General features: G+C 38.8%; 20 protein-coding genes. 7 read left to right on the plus strand and 13 right to left on the minus strand.

The features are described 5' to 3' along the window. The gene (gene mobC, locus AAFN85_RS16260; RefSeq protein ID WP_347528657.1) at positions 1 to 2,049 is read left to right on the plus strand and encodes a conjugal transfer protein MobC; all 2,049 of its coding nucleotides are present in this window, start codon (positions 1 to 3) and stop codon (positions 2,047 to 2,049) included. Positions 2,050 to 3,625: 1,576 nt separating this feature from the next. Here mobC and AAFN85_RS16265 read toward each other — a convergent pair. Further along, positions 3,626 to 3,889 (minus strand): hypothetical protein, encoded by a 264-nt coding sequence (locus AAFN85_RS16265; protein ID WP_347528658.1) that lies wholly within the window; start codon positions 3,887 to 3,889, stop codon positions 3,626 to 3,628. A gap of 408 nt (positions 3,890 to 4,297) precedes the next feature. Between AAFN85_RS16265 and AAFN85_RS16270 the strand changes: the two genes are divergently transcribed. After that, entirely contained in the window at positions 4,298 to 4,561 is a 264-nt protein-coding gene (locus AAFN85_RS16270) for a hypothetical protein (protein ID WP_347528659.1), read from the plus strand. 147 nt (positions 4,562 to 4,708) lie between these two features. Here the strand turns inward: AAFN85_RS16270 and AAFN85_RS16275 are convergent, their stop codons facing one another. From AAFN85_RS16275 to AAFN85_RS16320, 10 genes are all read right to left on the minus strand, one after another. Continuing rightward, positions 4,709 to 5,038, minus strand: a complete 330-nt coding sequence (locus AAFN85_RS16275) for a hypothetical protein (RefSeq protein ID WP_347528660.1) — start codon at positions 5,036 to 5,038, stop codon at positions 4,709 to 4,711. Positions 5,039 to 5,060: 22 nt separating this feature from the next. After that, a complete protein-coding gene (locus AAFN85_RS16280) occupies positions 5,061 to 5,315 on the minus strand; it encodes a helix-turn-helix transcriptional regulator (protein WP_347528661.1) in 255 nt (84 codons plus the stop codon). 311 nt (positions 5,316 to 5,626) lie between these two features. Further along, positions 5,627 to 5,908, minus strand: a complete 282-nt coding sequence (locus AAFN85_RS16285; protein WP_347528662.1) for a hypothetical protein — start codon at positions 5,906 to 5,908, stop codon at positions 5,627 to 5,629. 323 nt (positions 5,909 to 6,231) lie between these two features. Continuing rightward, positions 6,232 to 6,642 carry a hypothetical protein gene (locus AAFN85_RS16290; protein ID WP_347528663.1) on the minus strand — a complete coding sequence of 137 codons (411 nt, stop codon included), beginning with the start codon at positions 6,640 to 6,642 and terminating at the stop codon, positions 6,232 to 6,234. Between the two features lie 49 nt (positions 6,643 to 6,691). Continuing rightward, the gene (locus tag AAFN85_RS16295; protein WP_347528664.1) at positions 6,692 to 6,973 is read right to left on the minus strand and encodes a helix-turn-helix transcriptional regulator; all 282 of its coding nucleotides are present in this window, start codon (positions 6,971 to 6,973) and stop codon (positions 6,692 to 6,694) included. A gap of 955 nt (positions 6,974 to 7,928) precedes the next feature. After that, positions 7,929 to 8,219, minus strand: coding sequence for a hypothetical protein (locus tag AAFN85_RS16300; RefSeq protein ID WP_347528665.1), 291 nt, complete (start codon positions 8,217 to 8,219; stop codon positions 7,929 to 7,931). A 521-nt stretch (positions 8,220 to 8,740) separates the two neighbouring features. Beyond that, complete coding sequence (locus AAFN85_RS16305) at positions 8,741 to 8,902, minus strand: hypothetical protein (protein WP_347528666.1); 162 nt, start codon at positions 8,900 to 8,902, stop codon at positions 8,741 to 8,743. Positions 8,903 to 9,084: 182 nt separating this feature from the next. Then, complete coding sequence (locus tag AAFN85_RS16310) at positions 9,085 to 9,222, minus strand: hypothetical protein (RefSeq protein WP_347528667.1); 138 nt, start codon at positions 9,220 to 9,222, stop codon at positions 9,085 to 9,087. Positions 9,223 to 10,683: 1,461 nt separating this feature from the next. Beyond that, entirely contained in the window at positions 10,684 to 10,956 is a 273-nt protein-coding gene (locus tag AAFN85_RS16315; protein ID WP_347528668.1) for a helix-turn-helix transcriptional regulator, read from the minus strand. 599 nt (positions 10,957 to 11,555) lie between these two features. Next, entirely contained in the window at positions 11,556 to 12,038 is a 483-nt protein-coding gene (locus AAFN85_RS16320; RefSeq protein WP_347528669.1) for a hypothetical protein, read from the minus strand. Between the two features lie 641 nt (positions 12,039 to 12,679). Here AAFN85_RS16320 and AAFN85_RS16325 point away from each other — a divergent pair. Continuing rightward, the gene (locus tag AAFN85_RS16325) at positions 12,680 to 13,057 is read left to right on the plus strand and encodes a hypothetical protein (RefSeq protein WP_347528670.1); all 378 of its coding nucleotides are present in this window, start codon (positions 12,680 to 12,682) and stop codon (positions 13,055 to 13,057) included. Between the two features lie 181 nt (positions 13,058 to 13,238). On the opposite strand, the gene AAFN85_RS16330 is transcribed toward AAFN85_RS16325, so the two are convergent. Further along, complete coding sequence (locus tag AAFN85_RS16330; RefSeq protein WP_347528671.1) at positions 13,239 to 13,556, minus strand: hypothetical protein; 318 nt, start codon at positions 13,554 to 13,556, stop codon at positions 13,239 to 13,241. 680 nt (positions 13,557 to 14,236) lie between these two features. Next, positions 14,237 to 15,763 carry a hypothetical protein gene (locus tag AAFN85_RS16335; protein ID WP_347528672.1) on the minus strand — a complete coding sequence of 509 codons (1,527 nt, stop codon included), beginning with the start codon at positions 15,761 to 15,763 and terminating at the stop codon, positions 14,237 to 14,239. A gap of 693 nt (positions 15,764 to 16,456) precedes the next feature. Here AAFN85_RS16335 and AAFN85_RS16340 point away from each other — a divergent pair. The 4 genes from AAFN85_RS16340 to AAFN85_RS16355 all read left to right on the plus strand — a co-directional run bounded on the left by AAFN85_RS16340 (position 16,457) and on the right by AAFN85_RS16355 (position 19,920). After that, the gene (locus AAFN85_RS16340; protein ID WP_347528673.1) at positions 16,457 to 16,885 is read left to right on the plus strand and encodes a helix-turn-helix transcriptional regulator; all 429 of its coding nucleotides are present in this window, start codon (positions 16,457 to 16,459) and stop codon (positions 16,883 to 16,885) included. Further along, positions 16,878 to 17,297, plus strand: coding sequence for a hypothetical protein (locus AAFN85_RS16345; protein ID WP_347528674.1), 420 nt, complete (start codon positions 16,878 to 16,880; stop codon positions 17,295 to 17,297). Before AAFN85_RS16340 ends, AAFN85_RS16345 begins: the two co-directional genes overlap by 8 nt. Before the next feature lie 615 nt (positions 17,298 to 17,912). Further along, positions 17,913 to 18,818 (plus strand): LuxR C-terminal-related transcriptional regulator, encoded by a 906-nt coding sequence (locus AAFN85_RS16350; protein WP_347528675.1) that lies wholly within the window; start codon positions 17,913 to 17,915, stop codon positions 18,816 to 18,818. 211 nt (positions 18,819 to 19,029) lie between these two features. Further along, positions 19,030 to 19,920, plus strand: coding sequence for an RteC domain-containing protein (locus AAFN85_RS16355; RefSeq protein ID WP_347528676.1), 891 nt, complete (start codon positions 19,030 to 19,032; stop codon positions 19,918 to 19,920). Positions 19,921 to 20,000 lie beyond the last annotated feature (80 nt).

The following is a 20,000-nucleotide window of genomic DNA, read 5'->3' on the forward strand; positions in this document are numbered from 1 at the left end:
ATGCAAACAGGAGAAGATATACAGGGATTAAGAAAGATTCTTGATTTTACGAGGGTACTCAGCGTTACCGTCTTAAGTATCCATTTTTACATTAGCGGATATACGGTGTTTCAATATTGGCATTTGACTACGCAAATTGTTGATCGTATAATACTTAATATCGGCAAAACCGGATTATTCGAAGGTTTTTTTAAAGCTAAACTGGCGGCGTTACTTTTATTAGTGGTTTCCTTAATTGGCGCTAAAGGGAAAAAAGATGAGAATATCAGAAAAGACTTCATCGCCATTTTCATAGGCGCGGGCCTGTTCTTTTATTTTGTCAGTGCGCTTTGCTTTTACCTGAGAGCAGCTCCATCTTTAATCGTAACCATGTACGCGTTCTTCACTGCAATGGGTTATATACTCGTTTTAACCGGCGGTGGCCGTTTATCCCGTTTGCTCAAATTGAACTTACAGAAAGATATATTCAATACTGAAAATGAAACATTTCCACAGGAAGAACGGCTCATTGAAAATGAATATTCGGTCAATCTGCCCGCGATTTATCATTTCAAAGGAAAGGTAAGGAAAAGCTGGATCAATTTTATTAACCTTTTTCGGGGCTTATTGGTCATAGGCACGCCGGGAGCCGGAAAGACGTATTTTGTCATTCGTCATATCATCGATCAGCACATCAGAAAAGGTTTTTCCATGTTCATTTATGATTTTAAGTTCGATGACCTCACCAATCTGGCTTATAACAAATTGAAACGATATAGGCGTAACTATGAAGTTAAACCTAAATTCTATCTCATCAATTTTGATGACCTTTCCAAAACTCACCGTTGCAACCCTCTTGACCCTCAGAGCATGGAAGATATTACGGATGCTACGGAATCATCGCGAACGATCCTTTTAGGCCTTAACAGGGAATGGGTAAAAAAGCAAGGCGACTTCTTTGTTGAAAGCCCCATCAACTTTCTAACGGCCATTATCTGGTATCTGCGCAAGTATGAAAATGGCAGGTTTTGTACTTTACCTCATGTCATTGAATTGATGCAGGCCGATTACGAGGAACTGTTCCCCATATTGCAGGAGCAGGAAGATATTAAAGTGTTGATCAATCCTTTTATATCGGCCTTTCAAAATAAAGCCAGGGAGCAATTGGAGGGGCAGGTAGCAAGTGCGAAGATCAGTTTAGCCCGTCTTTCGTCACCACAATTATATTACGTGCTTTCCGGTAATGATTTTACGCTTGATATTAATAATCCAAAAGAACCTAAGATAGTTTGCATGGGTAATAACCCTCAAAAAATTCAGGTCTATGGTGCAGTATTATCATTATACATATCCAGGATGATCAAACTGGTCAACCAGAAAGGTAAATTGAAAAGCAGCCTGATCTTCGACGAGTTCCCTACGATTTACATCGGTGGTTCGGGTGTGGATGGACTTTTGGCAACTGCGAGAAGTAATCGTGTGGCTACTACGTTGGGAATACAAGATTACAGTCAATTAAAGAAAGATTATGGACGGGAACAAGCCGAAGTAATCATGAATATCGTCGGTAACATAATCAGCGGTCAGGTAACTGGCGACACTGCAAAGCAATTGTCAGAGCGTATCGGGAAAATCATACAGCAACGTGAAAGTGTCAGTATAAATGCCAGCGATACATCGCTGAGTAAATCCACACAGTTAGATTACGCGGTGCCAGCGTCTAAAATATCCGCTTTGTCATCCGGGGCGTTTGTTGGTATGGTAGCAGATAATCCGGATGAAAGGATTGATTTGAAGATCTTTCACAATGTAATTCAAAACGATCATGCTGCCATCAAGGCGGAAGAAGATGAATACGTGCCGATTCCAGAGGTAAATAAGGTGACCTCAACAGATGTCCAGGAAAATTACCTAATGATTAAATCGGATATTAGAAATCTAATTCAAACTGAGATTGATTTATTGAAAGCAAGAAAAGCTACGATAATACCTCTTGAAAGTGATAACAACTCAAATGGCGACAGTCAAGACAAAGACAGAAGTTCGAAAGGAGCGGGAGTGTCATTTTAAAGACGTACGGCTAAACAAATTGATAGAATATAAAAAGATAAAAGTTTCGCAGTTTCAAAATGTCTTTTATCACAAAAAAATCTTGTTTGGTAATTGACATAATTTTCAATGTAGGGTTAATCTGCTTGCTTACCTTTAACTATTTTTATACGACTTAATTATCAATAAATTCATACATAAAGAATGCGTGGTGATATACTTTTTTGTCTTTACTACAGCCTTTCTGACCGAAAAAAGATCTAATATCAGTCAAGGAGTATGACATATCCCGTTACAGGTTGCTCGGCACGAGAATTATTGGCACTTACAACGCATATGGTCCCATACATTCTTTAAATAGCATTTGAGCAATCGTATTAAAATGACACGGAATGGTACAAAAATGACACGTGCGCAAGCGAAAGCATGGGAGACCGAAGCTATTGTGTGCAAACACTATCTCAAAGCAGTCATTTAATGTGCTGCAGTCATTGTCGTTTAATACTGCCGCGTAGGATTCATCAAAAAGTGCAAGCCTTCGGGCAAAGTTGTTTTTTCGTGCTTCAAATTCAGTCGTTTTATTCGTTCGTCCGCTCATGTTCTCATTCCTCATCAATGAGACATTAATATTCCTGAAATGTTTATTCGTGAGTGAGAAAAAGTGTGACATATTGTAAGGAGGATTGAATATCTTCGTTTTGGACTAAATGTACAAACAATTTAAAATTAGGGGTAAAAGCCAGGCGCGAGGCCTGGCTTTTACATTTATCATTAACGCTACAACAAAACACCTTATCTCAGTATGGTAACAAAGTGGATAACATAGCTGTATTGCAGGAAATGGGATGTATATTTGTACTGCACTCTACTTCTCTCTATGAATAATTTAAGCATTTTAACCATAGCCAGGCTGTGCAGTCACGTTATAGCTAAAATGCTTTGCTATTAATCTAACGCTTCAAGGCCATAAAAAAATCCTGCACAGATAACTGTACAGGACTGCTTGCATAATTGAGTTTAACCAAAATGACTCTATGAACTCTAAGTACTTAATCAACGTGTTATGCAGGCGTTTGTTTTAGGAACAGGCATAACGGTACCATTGGAAAGTTAGAAAAACAATCCTTGAGTAATTTTGTCGTATCAATAGTGCTTCTCAACGAGTACTGTCTAAAATTTAGCAAGCCGCCACAGTTATGATATACTAATTGCGGAGGAGTTTTTTTCATGCGATTTTAAATTATGTAAGCTCAGAGAGTTAAAATTAATAAACAAACTTGTTACTCAGACGTATATAAGAGTATGTGCGTAATTAGTGAGTGCACATAGGTCATGTTTAATTAATGGTCCTGCCGGGTTTCAAGTCCGGCAGCTATCTTTTGTTTCTTTCTAAAAATGCAATTTACATTTCTCTCTTTAATCACCAAGATAAATCGAAATAGTATTGCTTATTAATTAAAAACCATATCTTTGCGTTCAATATCACGGATGCTATCAAGCAGACGATTCCTTCGAATTTCATCCCATCTTTATAACAATTGGTACCCCCGTTTTACTGCCGTATCTGCCCCGGTGCAGGTATCGGCGCGCTTATTTTTTAAACCCTCTGATCTTCACAAAACATGGCATAGTCGCTATATCCGCAAAACTGCGCCAGGACATCTTTTGTATAGGCTGAAGGCGGAAATTTAGCGGCAACAAACCCAAACAGGCGCAAGATCGTAATCTCAGCTACCGGGTGCTGGGTGCGACTATCGATGAGTGTAGCCAATTGTTTCGCCTCATAGGGCGCAGTAAGGAGGGTGTTGCCATTCACCAGGACTAACACTTTCAAAGATTCAAGACAAGGATCGGGCAACATAGGTTTACGTTTATAAACTATTAAGTAATACGGATAGGTCTTATTTTTTGTTTAGTAATAATATTGAAAATCAAGCATTTAGAGCTTTTGGGAATAGTTTTCATAGCTGTGCAGTGCTGAATGATCAAGGTTTACATTCCAGTACTTACCGGTGATCCAACTACGGTGTGATTAAATAATGCGAAGTGCTGAAAGTAGCAAATAGATCTATTTATCAGTAGATTATAAAAACAATGACCGAAAACCATTGTTCCACAATTATAGATATCAAAGATTAGATAAATGAGGTGGAAGCCAGGCGCGAGGTCTGGCTTTTACAATTTTAAGTCCATTATGATGTAAATATAAAAACTAAACATGATGGGGTATGTATATATAACATATACCGATCATGATATACACAGGTTTATGCTTACACCATTACAACAGGCATTTTTGGAAGCGCGAACCGTGCTGCCTCCCATCAATAAGTGCGATATCGATTTGCTGATTATTTCCATTGGCCGTGATCGAGGCACCTTTAGCCACCGGCATATCGAGACAGAAGGAGATACCTCGCATTTTGTGTTTGTTAAAGATGAAGAATGGGGGTGGCAGTGTGTTGACCGCGCTTTACAGCATTGGCTCAATCATCATCATATGGCAGCATTACGAATGTTAGAAGGATGGTAGCAATCAGCGCAAACCGCGATCTTTAAATTGTGTTATAGCATTAGGATACTTGTCCATTTTAGGTTTAGCATGTAATAAGTATGAAGCAGGGCGCGAGGCCTTGCTTTTTTTGTGACCGCATTTAAAGGAAGAACATCAAATCGTTTTTCAACAATGCAGTCCCTTATCATAATCTCTGAACGCATACTCAAAGGCGCTTTTTCTTGCCTTCAGTGTTACTATTTCTTTCCCATCGCGGAGGATTGTAAAAGTCTCATATGTAAGATTGGACGACACTTCAAAGGTGATGTGTTCGAACCGGGCCTCTGGGTGTTGCGTATATAATTCAGCCGTCTCCATGGCAACTACCTGTTTCAATTGATGCACGATAGTAATCTTATCTTTTAAGATATGGAGTAAAAGTATCCGACACTGATCCTGCAAGGTCGCAATAATATGGTTAGCCGGAGGGGTAAAAGTAATAGAAAGCACTTTCATGGTCGTAGATAAATAACACAGATTAGGTCAACACCGAAACTGCGCTGATGCTCTCGTTTCCAATCAGCTGGGATAGCTCAATATTCAAAATCTCCGCAATTTGTAAAAGATATTCAACCGTTAAAGTGATTACGCCATTTTCAATCTTACTGTAGGTTTTTGGAGAGATTCCCATTTGCACGGCAAGATACTCCTGGGTAAAATTCCTGAAATGTCGTACTGAGCGGATATTGTGAAGCACAAGGCTGATCTTTTCGCGAATGACGATATGGTTCATTACCTCTATACGAAACAAAAAACAGGAAAGTTTCAATAATAATTTACATGTATAGAAGATGTTTTTTCTATATATCGCTAATAATGAGCTTTTTGTTACATAGTTAGCGAAACTTTATGATGTACGGTATCGTATGAAAATATATAAACCTACCTGATATGGATAACAGAAAATTCAGTCTGCTTGTTCAGGCAATGAACATACTCAGCGTTGTGCTACTAGAGAATTATTGGAAACACGGCGTTAAATTCTCGTTTAAGCGAAAGCGACCAGAGAAATGATAGTTAGTATTAGCACTCTGTGCTCTTTTCCTATCTCAGATACCGCGGATCAAGATCTCGAAGCGGCTTGATCTCATCATGCCATGCCGACTGATCGGCGGAACTCATCGCGGCAAATATCGCCTGGCGAAATTCCGGCATTATAAAGCTCCCTGAAATTTGGAGCCACGGTTGGAAATCAACGTTTTTTCGAACCAGCATGTACTTGGTGTCATTCAGGAGCACCAGGAAGGTAATTCGGTGCTCATGGTCGGAAAATAATTCGACGTCAAACTCAAGTCGCTCATTTTTGAACGTTCCTTGTATTCTCATAATAAGGGGGATAGGTGCCTACAAGATACGATTCAATTATTTTTCAAATCATTTTCTTAGAAATTATTTATTGAGCTTTTCATTGCGTACTATCGACGCGATACCGGGTATGTTTTGCTACAGAGTGGGTAACATTCGCGCTACAGCATACGGCATTATGCTTCTTTTGTGTCATCATTGCCAACGGTATCACAATTGCAAGGCAACCAACATAGTTTCCAGCTCCGTAACATCAAGTAGAAATTGATAAAAAAGTTAAAGCGGTGATCGACACAATCCGCACCATCCGGGAACAAAAACAGTAAATGAAGGTTGATTATGCTTTACAGGTCTGGCGGATTCTTGACCTCGCTGGCTTTAACTATCCGCCATTCATTACTCAACGGCCATAATTGAACGTAAACCCATTTCTCATGATCTTCAACGCCTGGCCTGCACGCGCAGAGATAAGAATCCCTTTGTTTATTACTTTCTCTGATAAGATACTCGCCGCAAATCAAATTCGTTTTGACCAATAGCCTGCCTATCATAATGGCTTCGTCGCCGTCCTGTGCCGCGCGCCACTCGCTGATTTTATTATTTTCATAGGCAGCATCCACATCAGAAGCAGTTTTATAAGCGGTCGCCGCTGTGTCAGCTGATTTTTGAAATCCGTTATTAGCTGGTGAATGCCTTTGGCTGCAAGCGGCAAAACATACACAACATAATCCTGTAAAAAGCAGCGGTGCCTTCATACCTCTCTCAACTGAATGTTAAACATACATATTTAACAAAGTGTTTTGTTCAGGCTACCTTGTCTGAAAGGTGTAAAGTGTTGGTGATTGCTGGACTTTGATAATTGATAATATCAAATATATCCATCTCAAGTATTTGCCCGATTTGAAATAATCGTGCGATGGTCAATGAGCTGCGGCCAAGCTCCATTTTGCTATAGGCGTTTTGTGAAATTAACAACTTTGCCGCCATGTAATCTTGCTTGTAACCTTTATTTGTCCGTATTTCTCTGATGTTTAAAGATAGTTTTTTTACTCTTAGCCTAATGAGCTGATCTATATCGTTTTCCATTCATCTCGCAGTGATTTTTTCTTGTTCGTCACTCGCGAGCGCGAAGATGCAACTTTGATGCCTAATGCAGGTCAACTGTGTTTTAATTGTTACCGTCGATTTGGTCGGGTCATTTTTACACAAAGAGGGGCGTAGATGCCCCAATATTTCAGTCGCCCATGTTGATCATATGAACTTATCAAACAAGCCATATTTTGAACGAGTTCATGATTTGCTGTGCTTTTTAAATATGATTTTATATCCATTCTTCCAGTATTTCTCAAGGCTCAACATGCTAAGCATATTAATCATCTGGATCAACATGCCAAATTTTTTATTATCCATGGTTTTGACACTATAATATTTCACTTTAATATTCCTACGAGGAATAATGTAGAATAGTTTCGTGAAAGAAAAAAAGAGTGACGAATTTATTTAAAAAGGGGTGAAGTATTATAACTTTGGTTAACAGTAAATTACGGCACATAAGATTTGAATAAAAAATAAGTTCGAACCATGCATTTAAAAAGCATGGCATTAAAAAAGACAAAAAATAGCGCCGAAAAATAATCAACTTATCGTTGTAAGAATAAATCACCATAAATAAAGCTGATTGCAGAAAATTGGTAAATGGGTTTGCCCACCATTTCTAAATATTATCGAGATAGGGCTTATCCCTTGGATAGACATAGGGATGAATGCTTAAATATAAGCCAAAAATACACTCACCTAAAAAAGGCTTTCTGTTATTAGACAAGCTAATGTTCCCTAACTTCGTTAATTGATGGTACAACAACGCAAAATCCATCTGCCTGAAATCTGGATATTCAGATGATAACATTTGCTGTACATTGGTATAACTAATCAGCTTCAAGATCAGTAATGGGATTATTGCGGATCAAGCGGTGATTGAGATCGGAACTTAAGTTGTCAAAATAAAGTGCATAGACAGGTGCTATTACACTCACTTTAAGAATCAATTGGCAGGGTTGATAGTCACTCTTTGAATGGTCATATGAGCTGGTAAGAATAACGGCCAGGAACGAGAATTATGTTCTTTTAGCAAAATGAATTCGGATATTTCGGCATCGACCTGTTGTTTTATCGACGTGATAAGCCTTTGCCATTGCTCTCGCTCCGAATCAGCCAACAGGCATTTTTCGATCAAGCGACGATACCGGTCATTAGCCTTTAACCTATCATCGTTTAACGCGATGCCCGGTGGATAATAGTTGTCAATAATTTTAGTCAGTTCTATTACATCCATTTTCTTAATCACAGTTGTTATCAGCATAGGTAATGATCGGCGTGCCTTTACTAATTGCGTTGCTCACATCCACTTTAGTACTTAAGGCTACAGTAAGTTGCGCTTGTACAATATTTGCAAATTCCTTCGAATAGGTGCCTTGCGCTCCGACGCTCAGGAAAAGTCCACGCCATGCGTTTGCGCAATCGTTGCTTCCGCAACCAGCATGGCGGCAGCTGTCGCATTTTGTGCCTTAGCAAGGTTCACAGAGTTTGACGCTCCTATCTGTATATTAAATTTAATAAATTTTGTACCGAATACGTTATCAGTAATGCCGAATTTATAATCTGTAACGGCAACGGCCAGGTAACTTGATGTGATATCCTTAAATTTTAGGGCGCAGGGTTTTACCGGATTGGGCGCAACAATCGTTACAGAGGTGGCCGAACCGGGGCAAGGAAGGTGCCACTTGGTCGCGGATAACCTGTTCTTCCGTCCACCGGCGGTGGTGGCTGGACATATTGCATCTTGACGCCGTTGATTTATATCTTAGGTGCCGATGATGGATTGGCTGAGCCTGTTATGCAAGCGTTAGCAGGAGTTGAGACGCCTCCCGAGCTACATGCCCCGCCAGGCACCGTAGTACCTCCGCCAGTATTGCCATTGGTGCCATCATTAACTTTAGTGGTTGTACAATGTACCAAGTTATATGGTTCCGTGGTGGTACATTCGAAAATCGAAGTCTGGCACGAGATTTTGCACGTAGGGATTGTGATGATTTTATTCGTCTTGATATCCTGTACCTAATCTGTTTGCCATTTAGTGAATCGGCTGGATTAGTTCCGTCAGGTAAAAGCTTGCCGGTTATGGAGCCGTCTTTATAAAATCACGCATTGACAAATTTCCCTTTTGGTGTTGAGTACAGCACTACGCCACTAAAATCACTATCCCTTCTGTTATATTTATTGCTGTCCAGTTTGCTTAAATCGTTTTTCAGATAAAGCGGATCGGCTATGATGATCATGATGTAGCCGTCATATTTCCAAGGTGTTTTAAGAGCCGGAAAGAGCTGCGACTGTAAGCCCGATCATAGGCAGGTTCGCCTGCGGCATCATTTTTTGATGCGACCGCCATTTTCGCCGATACTGCTTTCAATTTTGCAATACCCTATAACAAGACTTCGACAAAAAACGTCATGCCAATGGAGGGACTGAAACCGGAATCGTGAATTTAGATACATCAACTCTGGCCTCTCAAACGGAAAATCAAACTCACAACTGTGATTTAAAAGATAAAAAATCCTGCGCAAGAATTTAAGTTTTGACTATATTTACTCTAACCAAAGTCAAACCGCTTGTGAGAAGATTTTATCATTCGACATCTCACAGCTATGACGAACATCCTTGCCCTTGAACCTCCAAAGAAAGCTTGCAGTTGCGGTGCCAGTCGTGATGCGTTCCACCGCATAAGACGAAATTTTTTAATGAAATTGTTTTTGTTCTGGCTACCTGTTAAACGCTATAGATGTATGCGATGCCGACGCAAACACCTCATTATTGAGCGTTGATGATATCGGAGACTGCGACCTTTTTGTGATTGCGTAATTTATGTGATGGTGCAGGCTTCCTTTGCCACGGTTTATAGCCGGGGCTTTGTTTGTTCGATCTTTTAAGATTGTAACGCAGAAAAAACCCTCCGGCTTTTTTGCGAATCCGAAGGGTCAAATTAACTTTTGCGAATGCAGGAAACCCTTTGCTGCGTTAGGCGGCGAAGATAAGCAAAATCAGTCAGGGTTTAACCATAGATTAAAAATGGACATAAAGCATCATTAACATGAGAGAGGCAAATATCCCTTTTTTAGGATATTTATTATCTTTGCAGGCAAAGGGTGACAATTGTCATTTAATCAGGGTTGGGGTTCCGGTAGCGATTATCGGTTGCCCCGAAAGGATAAAGGCTGGCGTTGCGCCAGCCTTTATATGTAGCAGAGATTTGGCTGTCGCCAATTAATATCGTGTAAAGATAGGCTTTTCTTTTTTCAGTCTAAGGTTAAGGGTGTATTCGAGAATAGGCAGTAAAAAATGGACTGGCTCATCACTATGAAAGCCAGTCCCTATCAATCCAAGGTACTTTTTATCGTACCTTTACGCATCTTTTACAAAAAAACTAAATCTTCTCAATAAAACAACAGCCAGAGTTTAATTTTTCGTGTCAGGTAATCAAATGACCAATCATAAAAAAGCCTGCCGAAGCTAAAGCTCACGGACAGGCTTGCATTAAACTTTTGCGTCCTGCTATAATTAGCTTGCTAAGCTGCAAAAGCCATTATTGTGGGTTTAGTTTGAAATTGCTTTTTTAAAAGATATTTTTAATCATATATCCGCAGAACAATAGGTTAATTATATTGTATTGTCATTTTAGGCTTATTGATAAGCCTTGGTTAAAATTGGTTGAGCGGGTGCTTTAGGTACCCGTTCTTTTTAACTTAGTCTTCAAAGGACTGGTCAACCGCCGGAAAGTTATTTTCCGGCATAGGTACTGCAAGCAGTTCTTTGGTATCGACGTCCAGAATTTGAGCGATTGCCAAGAAACGATCCAATGTAAGTGCGACACTGCCGCTTTCAATATTACTATAGGTTGTTTGTGAAATATCCAGATGCTGCGCCATATAGGCTTGCGTATAGTCCTTAGCGCGTCGAATGTGGCGGATATTATCTGTTACACCACTCACCTTCACATGTATCGTTGACAATTGCATAATAAAATCGCTGTTTACTCAAACAGAAACAAATTATTCTGTCGCCGAAGATACAAAACAAAACGATGAGAAGAGACAGATTGCCACACTGAAAACTGCACTCTTAAATAAAGATAAACCTTAATAAGCGATGGGAAAAAGACGAATCCTGCTGAATCCGCTTTTCGCTTATTTAGGCATGTGAAAACCTTTAACCTGTTGAATTGTAATATAAAGTATATACTTTTTCAATTTACGCACTGTTGTCCCAGGCAACGCGGTAAAAAGCGCGAGGCGCGAGGTCTGGCGCTTTTTATTTTTGAATGCTATCCCAGATCAAACGAAACTGAAAACATCCGACACAAAAAAAGCGCCTGATCGGCAGCATGGAAAGAATGTTTCTGCCAATCCAGTTTCGCTGTAATTCATAGTGCAGAACATTGCCACAGCGGGAACATCTGATTTTCTGATTATCTCTCGGTCTGGTCATCATCGTTAAACAATCGTCATCCGGTGTAATACGGATTTAGCTGAAGCACCTTGATTGGCACTAACAGCAACGCACCTTCTACGATGGCGATCGTTGTTTGGTTATAGCATATTTTTACTGTCGATTACAGTTACCATGGATCATTATTTACAAGAGCGGACAGTTTGATATTTGTAATGATAAGCAAATTGGTGCTTTCTGGATTGGAATAATCAAAATTCTTCATAAGGACAACTTCCAACTCTTCTTTTTGCCACATTAACGAGCCATAGCGCCTTTGCCTGTAATCGTCCTCTGTCACATTCCATGGCCGTCCTAAAGACTCGCAGAAGCGATCTATATTCCTATGACTATTGACGGGCAATAGTAGATAAAGGCATAGATTGTCATCATTTTGCCGATAGGCATAAATATTTTTAACGGCAATGCCAAATAATGATAAAGGAAGATCGTTTTTATATATCCTGTTAAAACGATAAAGCTCGATGGGATGATTGGCCTGTCTTAATTCCGATTTTGAATAGGAGACAGGGGAGAAGTCTTGAGCAATAAAATCTTCTAAGCCCCTAAAGCTAAAAACACTGTTTTCTAAATTTGATTCAATGCTGCTCATCTTCTTGCCACAGAAAAGTAAACTTGTTTAGGAGTGATTCAAGAAGAGTGCCAAGCCTTATATAAGGACTGTTTTAAATAATTATTGATCAACCTTTTTTATCGAGTCTTCGACTAATTCAAATTCCGGTTTTCTAATTTTGTTCAAGTCGTCTTGAGAATGTCTAACCGGAGTTCCAGATTTCAAATCGAGCTTGGAGATTGCCCTTAGAAAGAACGACTCCTTACCAAAGTATTTGTCGTTTTTGCTCTTGTTTTCTTTACCGTAGTCAATCACAAAGAAGCCCGCAGGATTTGAATAAATCCAAACCCTGCTAAGGCTCCCGGTCGGCTACTTGGTCGGTCCCCACTACCTCTTGGCGGTACGATACAAATTTCACAATGAAAATCTGGATAATCTATTCTTAACGTTTCTAAAATATCCTTTAACATGACATATTTTAGTTTATACGTTTTGCTTACGAAAACTTACCCAAAGAATACTCAAGAAATGTAATTTGTTGATTGGATAATTTTTCAGTTCTTGACCGATACAACCCTATCTTTTTTACAGCAGTTTCCAAAATAGGTCTGTCGGCTTTGAAATTTTTCTTCTTGCGCTGAAAATTTTTTTTTCGAATGGATTGTAAAAAACGGACTGCCATGCAAGAAAACTGCCTGTTGATTAAAGCCGATATTGGAGATTTGATCCAAATGAAAATTAAGACCTTGAAGGCAAGAAAAGATACCGCACTGGCTTCGCAATCACCGATTGTCGAGAGACTGTTATTTTACAACTCGACATTAAACCAGCATTTGCGCTTGACTGTGAATATGCCTTTTGGTTATTTAGACTCTGCGCCGGCAAAACTTTCGAAGCCGATCAAAACAGTGTTGACTGACGACAAAATTGTTGAGGGCCTCGTCGATGCATACGTGGACGAAATATTGTACGCAGAAGGCATTTCCCATTCTCAATTGCTAATAATATTCCAGGGGAAAATATTGAAGTGCAAACCACAGACATTGAAACTGTTATAACAGATGCTGAGAATCATAATTTAAAAAACTTTCCCGATACAATCACAGAAAAAGAGCGTGATTTTCTACAAGTACACTGGCCAAAACAAAGGTTGATCCTTTCAGGGGAATCCATTCTTACCTCTGAAATCGATAAGCGCAAAACTTATTTCACAGCAAAACAAGAATTATTTATATAACTTCAATACAGTGAATTCTGTGCAAAAAGATCAGGTCTTTTTGCCTTAAAAATAGCTTCTTCATATAGAACAATTATAATCTCCACAAAATCTTTATGATATTTCGCCTGCAATCGTTCAGCATAAAATAGGTTATTCTCTTCTATAGAATTAAACTTTCTGATTACCTTTTTATCCTCAAAAAAATCGCTGATCTTAAAATTCACAGGATCACCTGTCGCTGGAATGTGTGGCGGATTCTCAAAAATAATGTTGCGAGGACCAGAGTACGTTGAATAAAATAGCTGGGAATCAAATTCAAAACGGACAATCATTTTCATAAATAAGGCTATTTGAATAAATATCTGCAAAAGATGTTTGAGATAAAAATTATGATACTATGTAGTTTCGCAATTATTTGCCAGCGATAAGATATGTTCTTATAAAAGCCCCTAAGCGCTCGCCGCCGGGACTTTTTCCTAAACCTTATCACAATGAAACTTTGACAAGTTTCAATTCTCAAATATGCAGAATTTACTGGACATCCCGGCATACTTGACCACAAATTTCCGCGCAAATTACACATCGAGTTACGTTTAGAATATCAAATTCGAATACCTGGTTCAGAAGATAGCGTGATCAAAATGTAACGGAATTCCTGAACTTTTTTTCGGGACACATTGATTAATGATCCGGAATGTCGTGGGATGAGATCAACAAATGGATTGATTGTTACATTTTTTAGGCTAATTATTAGGCTAAAAATCGCCGAAACCTACGTATTAAGCGGTTAAAAAAAAATATTTTCAGTTGGATCAATTCTAAGAACTCCGTGTTTCCGGCTAAGCGGGCAGGGCCGTGAATTTTACGCCCCTGCATTTGCCTTCGCCGGGCCTTGGCCGTTGCCACCCCTCGTTACTTGACGGTACAATACAAATTTCACAATGAAAACCCGGATACTCCATTTTTTGCGTTTCTAAAATACTCTAAAACATAACCTATTTTAGTTTACGGTATTTACTCACGAAAATTTGCCCAGAGCATACTCAAGAAATGCGATTTGTTGATTATATAATTCTTCAGTTCTCGACAGGTACTTCTCAATCTTTTTTACGGCAGTTTCCAAAATGGATTTGTCGGCTTTGAAATTTTTCGTTTTAGCCTTAGGATATCCCTTATCGAAAAGATTGTAGAAAACAAACTCCGTATCATCATCTGTATCCTTATAAAGGATATATTGGTAATCATCAGTAAACAGACTAATTATCTGTTGCAGTTTGGCAAATTTTCCGTCCTGTCTGTTGTATCCCAACTTAAGCTCTATTGCACACCGTTGTACAGTTTCAATCGCTTTGATCATAAATGATAGTGCAGATATGTATTCTTCTTTCTTCAAATGGGTTTCTACTCGTTTTAACAGGCTGCTGCACTGTTTATGAGCGTTTCTCCAGCACCTTTCCAACACCGTCTTATGCAATTCGACAGTCACATATTCAGGATTTGGAATCAAAAGATCCGGGTCGGTATATAATGCTGTCCCAGCATAAATTACCCATTCCCAAAAGCGTGGATTCGTTTTGATTTCATCTAAAGCATCTTTGACTTTATAAACGATGGGAACGATAAAGGTTTTTCCAAGCCTGTCAGATTGAATTTTATCCGATACCTCATCTTCTGTTATCTCAACCTGGTCATCAACTAAAATCAGCAGGTAAATCCTGTCCGCATGTGGTATAGCACCCAGGTGGCATACATGTTTAATAAATGGAAATTCTTTTACGAGAGCCTCTGCCATTTCCCCGAATTTGAATTCCTTCTCTAATCTGTTTTTGCGTTTAAGTGCCCGTGGCAACTTCCAATCAAAAAGATTGTAGTTTTCCGTATCCTCCATAATCGTGATCACCTTCCTGCCGTCTTTGGTGTAAGATAAATGATGGCCGTTATTTGTAGTGAGGGTTTCCCATACCGCGCCAATGGCAAGTTGTTCGACCATATAAGCTGCCGAGTGTAGTTTTAATAGGTCATCAAATAATTGGGGCATATTGCCTTCAAATTGTTCTACAGTCAATGCCTTATTGCTAAGAGCTGCGTAAAGCCAGTAATCGAAATAGTCACGGAGGTCCTGCAAGCTGATATAGCTAAAAATTCGCCTAAAAACTATATATGGATTGCGCTCTTCGTAGAACGACAGATCATCCGGAAAATATTTCCATGTATGTTTGGCAAACCGCAATTCACTCCCCTCAACAATTTCAGCCTTATCCCAATCATCCGGGGTTTTTCTGTCGAGCCATAAAATATAACAAATCTCGATCATCCTCACCCACTCGTTTACCGCCTGCACCATTTGTGCAGGGCCTTCTTTGCCACCCTGGTAATGTGTATCGCTCAGTGCAAATGTTTTTAATTGTTCCAGCAAACGTTTATTCCTTTCTGGTTCTTCGCCCCAAAAAGCGTCTCGTAACGCGCGATAGGGATCGCGGATTTCATTAAATAGCAGGAATTTGGGATAGTTCTCCCATGGTACATAATGTTCGTCACCTCGCATAGCATATCTTTTTTAATGTCTGTTGATTAACAAAATTCAAACTGCTCATTTGAATATTCAAATTTTTTGAAGGTTATCGAAGATGCGAATTGGAATAACTCAGTCAAATCTGGAAAAATGAGTTAAGAAGTTGAGCCAATCTTGCAAATATTAGATTTTACTTATGCGCCCTAAGTCTCCGAGTCAATTACAACTTACTGTTTCTGCAAAACTCAAAGTAATTCTCATATCCACAGTATAATGCTAACACGTCTTTAGTATAATACGAAGGAGGAAATTTTGCAGGTAGGAAATTAAATGTACGTAGAATAGCTATTTCTGAAATTTCATAATTAGTTTCCTTAAAAACAGCACAGGAAATATGCCGTGCGTAATGAACCTTCATCACTGAGATGCCGGTTTTTTTAAGTGCCAAGTTTTTAAGGGCTTCTAAACAATTATCAACGGCTGACATTTAGGTTTTTCTATATAATACGTATTGTATTATTCTGGTGTTTTGCGATAGGTATAAAATACTTAGAGCTTTTTGGGATAAAAAAATAGAGTTAAAAAGCTTTCGACTTTGAGTTGATCAAGCGGATATTTAAGGTGCATGCTTGGGTTGAAGTAACGAATTCCAAATATTATATCTAAATTAGACTTTATAAGCGCTTTGGGTATTTTTTGTTATTTTTGACCACACGCTATATATTTATGAACACAAATGCCGACACATCAAAGAATATTCATCAAGGCCGTAACATCAAACGTTTCCGAGAAATGCTCGGCTTAAAGCAAGAAGCTCTTGCGTACGCCTTAGGCGAACAGTGGAGTCAAAAAAGAGTTTCGTTGTTGGAGCAGAAAGAAGTAATAGAGGACGATATATTAAATCAAGTTGCCGCAATTTTGAAGGTTCCGGTTGACGCAATAAAAAATCTTGATGAAGATAAGGCTGTAAATATTATTGCCAATACCTTTACTGACTTCAAGGATAATGCATCAGCAATAAATACTAATTGTTCCTTGCATTTCAATCCGATTGAAAAAATAGTTTCATTGTACGATGAGAAAGTAGCTTTACTTGAGCGGCTGTTAGAAAGTGAAAGGGAGAAAGTAGAAATGCTTAGAAAGGGTAATGGATAAATCTATCGAGCGATTAATAAAACAAATCCATGATTTATCGGAGATCGTAAATGGTTTTAAATCCGAAGCTGTTCAAATAAGAATAGTAGAATTTCTTTTGCCATTCCTAGAGCTAAAATCAAAGTCCCTAAAAAATACCGCCGACCAACTTGATCCCATATTTTCAAAACAAGAATCTTCAAATCAACATGTTAAACGGCCCGGTGTTAAACGTGTATTAGATCAAGTCATGCTTACTGATTTCTTTGATACAGAGAAAACCATCGGCGAAGTCCTAAAACACCTGAATGACGCCGGTAACGACTTTAAAGCAACCGAAGTTTCGGGCATTTTGCTCGCTCTTACCAAAGATGGAAGGCTTAAGAGATATAATAGTCAAGTAAATAATCGCTTCTTATATATTCGGGCTTAAACCTGTCTTTCTAATTAGGATAGGAAGTAATTCAAAATAAGTTCTTATTCGATTATTTACCACTAATTACGCCATAATAGGTTGTACATCCCATAATATTATTTTTTTAGTCATAGAAAAGTAAATCACCTCGATTTGCTGTAATTATTTCACACTTTTTCTCGTTTTAACCAATAATAAATACTTGGTATTTCGAAATGCTTAAATGTGCCTCGAAAGAAATTAAAATAATAATTATCTATATCAGGAATTTATATTTTTTAACCAACCCTTATAACGAGTCAATATGATTATTGCAACAAAATGCGATAGAGCAAGCCTTATGAGCTTTTTATTATATCTCTTTTTTCAAAGATTTGATATAAACAAGAAGCTTCGACACGTAAATTCATTCAGTAGGCTCAACGGTCTGATTAAATACCTTATTGACACTTGCTTAGTTGCAAGGATCAAGAGACACCCATTTCCGATCTGACGTTTAAAAGTTAGAAAAACTTGACCTGCCATCGTGAGATGCATCAAGTGTTTTCGATAGTCAGGTTTAAATGTGAAAAGTACTCATCTTAACCTATTCTTGTTAACCTTTACGTCGTTAGGAGCGACGGAATAATCACTATGCAGGTCTTTGGAACTCAAATGCATATCGTCACTGCCGTTTTTGTCCTTTTAGAAACGATGCTATTAGCGGGTCAAACAATTCGTTATCTTCTCCGTTTGGAAGATAAGCATCGAGCTCGTTATTCATTTCTTCTGTTGCTACTAATTAGTTACGATATCACGCGCGGTCTTTTCCCGGATGAGCAATTAGCCTTACCTATCCGGTATCAACACATGGTATCTTACGGTGCGGGTTTTTTAACTGCATCATATTTCCCATTTTACTTTTATAAAGAATTAGATCTTCAGCAACTTAAATGGCATGCCAAAATTGGTGTGCCATTGTTTCTACTCGCCCCATACTTTATATTTTTCGTAGTGGCGTATGCCATTAACGATGACTTTATAACGGATGTTCGTTTAGGAATAATCATCCCATCTATCTATGCTGTAGTTTTGCTTTGGGCAATTCTTCGTGCCATACACCAACACTATCAGCAGCACCGCGATCGTCACTTTTACACTGAAGAAATTACAGTGTATTGCGCTGTCTTTCCTTGGGTGGCTATGGGAGCATTTGTTTGGTTACAAATGGATCAGGTTACGGAAGTTTTATTTACCAACTTAGGATTTGTAATTATCACAATCTTATTCTTTGTCAAATCTACCCGCCGCGCAAAAGCCGAACATCGGCGTAAACAGCACCAGCGAACCGCAATATTTGATGCTAACTGCCAATTATACAAGCTTACAACTCGGGAAAAGGATGTTGCAAGGTCACTTGCAGATGGTCTTTCTTATAAAGAGATAGCGGAAAAGCTATACCTATCGGAAAATACGGTAAATAACTATATACAAAGAGTTTACGAAAAAACGGGAGTCCGAAAAAGACACACACTTATCAATAAGCTCTTCGAAAACTGAGTAGGTGGTTTTCCACTTTTCAGGTTAAAGGATAAAAACTACACTTATAAGGATTTCTTTGATTGCCCATCTTTGGCCATAGTTAATGGTTAAGGATGGGCTTTTTTATTAAAAAGGATTATTTGGAAAAACTCTACTCATATCCTGCCAAAGGTGGAAGTTGTTGCCGATTGTGAACCGGGCAAGGCAGGTTGGATTAAATCTTTGTTTTATGCTATCAAATTCTATCAGAAAGCTATTGACGCAGCTTACCGATGGACTTGCCGATATTGCAGGTCAACAGTTAACTCCAGAAAAGCGTTTATCAAATTCCTTGCAACACATCAGAAGTTTGTTAAGCATGTTGCGTGAGCAGGTGCAGCAAAAGCGTTTTGACGATCAAAATTCAGAAATCCATTTTTTCAAAGAAGTAAAGCCAAAATTTTTATCAGCCAAAATTTTTGCTTTGGAGCAATACAATATCGAACAAAGTAAGCCGGTTGGAACCTGGGAAAAGCAGCTGGCTTTTTATCAAAGCGAACTCGAAATTATCAACAGATGTTTCAGACATCATGCTTATATGTATCAATACTATCGAATAGGGCTGACAGAACTTGATAAGCTTTATTTCTTAAGAGGTGCCGAAGTCCCTTCTTTTTTTGTGCCAGAATTTGGCGAAGCCGATCCCGAATTTTCAACTTGCGGTGACTATCTATTTTCAAAATTTAATGCTTACGAACGTTTACAGGAGTTTATACTTGAACAAATCCGATTCGGAACCTTAGCATCTGAGATCAAACAACATGGAAGTTATCAATCCAAGCCGCTTAGCTGGACAGGCGAAAGTATCAACCTCGTTGAATTAGGCTACGGGTTGCTCGATAGTGGCCAGCTTAACAATGGCAACGCAGGTGTCAACGATATATTTAAGTGGCTGGAAGAACACTTCGGCGTTTCGATTGGCATTCCCGCACGACGATTCGTTGAAATCAAACGACGGAAGCGTTTAAGCCGCACTCGTTTTCTGGATAATCTGCGTGAATCGGTCAACAGGAAGATTGAAGAAGATGAGGAATACAACCCGGAAAAACAACAATCCAGGCGAAATCGACAAGATAACTGATTGCTAAATAGTTTAATTTCAATACGCTAAAATCAATTTTAGGCAACTTGTCCAAGCTGGATTTTACATCTCCCAACCTT

The sequence above is a fragment of the Mucilaginibacter sp. CAU 1740 genome (assembly GCF_039839285.1).
Taxonomy (GTDB): Bacteria; Bacteroidota; Bacteroidia; order Sphingobacteriales; family Sphingobacteriaceae; genus Mucilaginibacter.

What these genes read in the sequence shown, in the direction of transcription:
- AAFN85_RS16300 (WP_347528665.1), bottom strand. Translation starts at nt 8,219, where the DNA reads ATGGATGTAATAGAACTGACTAAAATTATTGACAACTATTATCCACCG.
- AAFN85_RS16265 (WP_347528658.1), bottom strand. Translation starts at nt 3,889, where the DNA reads ATGTTGCCCGATCCTTGTCTTGAATCTTTGAAAGTGTTAGTCCTGGTG.
- AAFN85_RS16355 (WP_347528676.1), top strand. Translation starts at nt 19,030, where the DNA reads ATGCTATCAAATTCTATCAGAAAGCTATTGACGCAGCTTACCGATGGA.
- AAFN85_RS16290 (WP_347528663.1), bottom strand. Translation starts at nt 6,642, where the DNA reads ATGAAGGCACCGCTGCTTTTTACAGGATTATGTTGTGTATGTTTTGCC.
- mobC (WP_347528657.1), top strand. Translation starts at nt 1, where the DNA reads ATGCAAACAGGAGAAGATATACAGGGATTAAGAAAGATTCTTGATTTT.
- AAFN85_RS16270 (WP_347528659.1), top strand. Translation starts at nt 4,298, where the DNA reads ATGCTTACACCATTACAACAGGCATTTTTGGAAGCGCGAACCGTGCTG.
- AAFN85_RS16295 (WP_347528664.1), bottom strand. Translation starts at nt 6,973, where the DNA reads ATGGAAAACGATATAGATCAGCTCATTAGGCTAAGAGTAAAAAAACTA.
- AAFN85_RS16330 (WP_347528671.1), bottom strand. Translation starts at nt 13,556, where the DNA reads ATGAAAATGATTGTCCGTTTTGAATTTGATTCCCAGCTATTTTATTCA.
- AAFN85_RS16335 (WP_347528672.1), bottom strand. Translation starts at nt 15,763, where the DNA reads ATGCGAGGTGACGAACATTATGTACCATGGGAGAACTATCCCAAATTC.
- AAFN85_RS16345 (WP_347528674.1), top strand. Translation starts at nt 16,878, where the DNA reads ATGGATAAATCTATCGAGCGATTAATAAAACAAATCCATGATTTATCG.
- AAFN85_RS16325 (WP_347528670.1), top strand. Translation starts at nt 12,680, where the DNA reads ATGCAAGAAAACTGCCTGTTGATTAAAGCCGATATTGGAGATTTGATC.
- AAFN85_RS16320 (WP_347528669.1), bottom strand. Translation starts at nt 12,038, where the DNA reads ATGAGCAGCATTGAATCAAATTTAGAAAACAGTGTTTTTAGCTTTAGG.
- AAFN85_RS16310 (WP_347528667.1), bottom strand. Translation starts at nt 9,222, where the DNA reads ATGATCATCATAGCCGATCCGCTTTATCTGAAAAACGATTTAAGCAAA.
- AAFN85_RS16340 (WP_347528673.1), top strand. Translation starts at nt 16,457, where the DNA reads ATGAACACAAATGCCGACACATCAAAGAATATTCATCAAGGCCGTAAC.
- AAFN85_RS16280 (WP_347528661.1), bottom strand. Translation starts at nt 5,315, where the DNA reads ATGAACCATATCGTCATTCGCGAAAAGATCAGCCTTGTGCTTCACAAT.
- AAFN85_RS16315 (WP_347528668.1), bottom strand. Translation starts at nt 10,956, where the DNA reads ATGCAATTGTCAACGATACATGTGAAGGTGAGTGGTGTAACAGATAAT.
- AAFN85_RS16285 (WP_347528662.1), bottom strand. Translation starts at nt 5,908, where the DNA reads ATGAGAATACAAGGAACGTTCAAAAATGAGCGACTTGAGTTTGACGTC.
- AAFN85_RS16350 (WP_347528675.1), top strand. Translation starts at nt 17,913, where the DNA reads ATGCAGGTCTTTGGAACTCAAATGCATATCGTCACTGCCGTTTTTGTC.
- AAFN85_RS16275 (WP_347528660.1), bottom strand. Translation starts at nt 5,038, where the DNA reads ATGAAAGTGCTTTCTATTACTTTTACCCCTCCGGCTAACCATATTATT.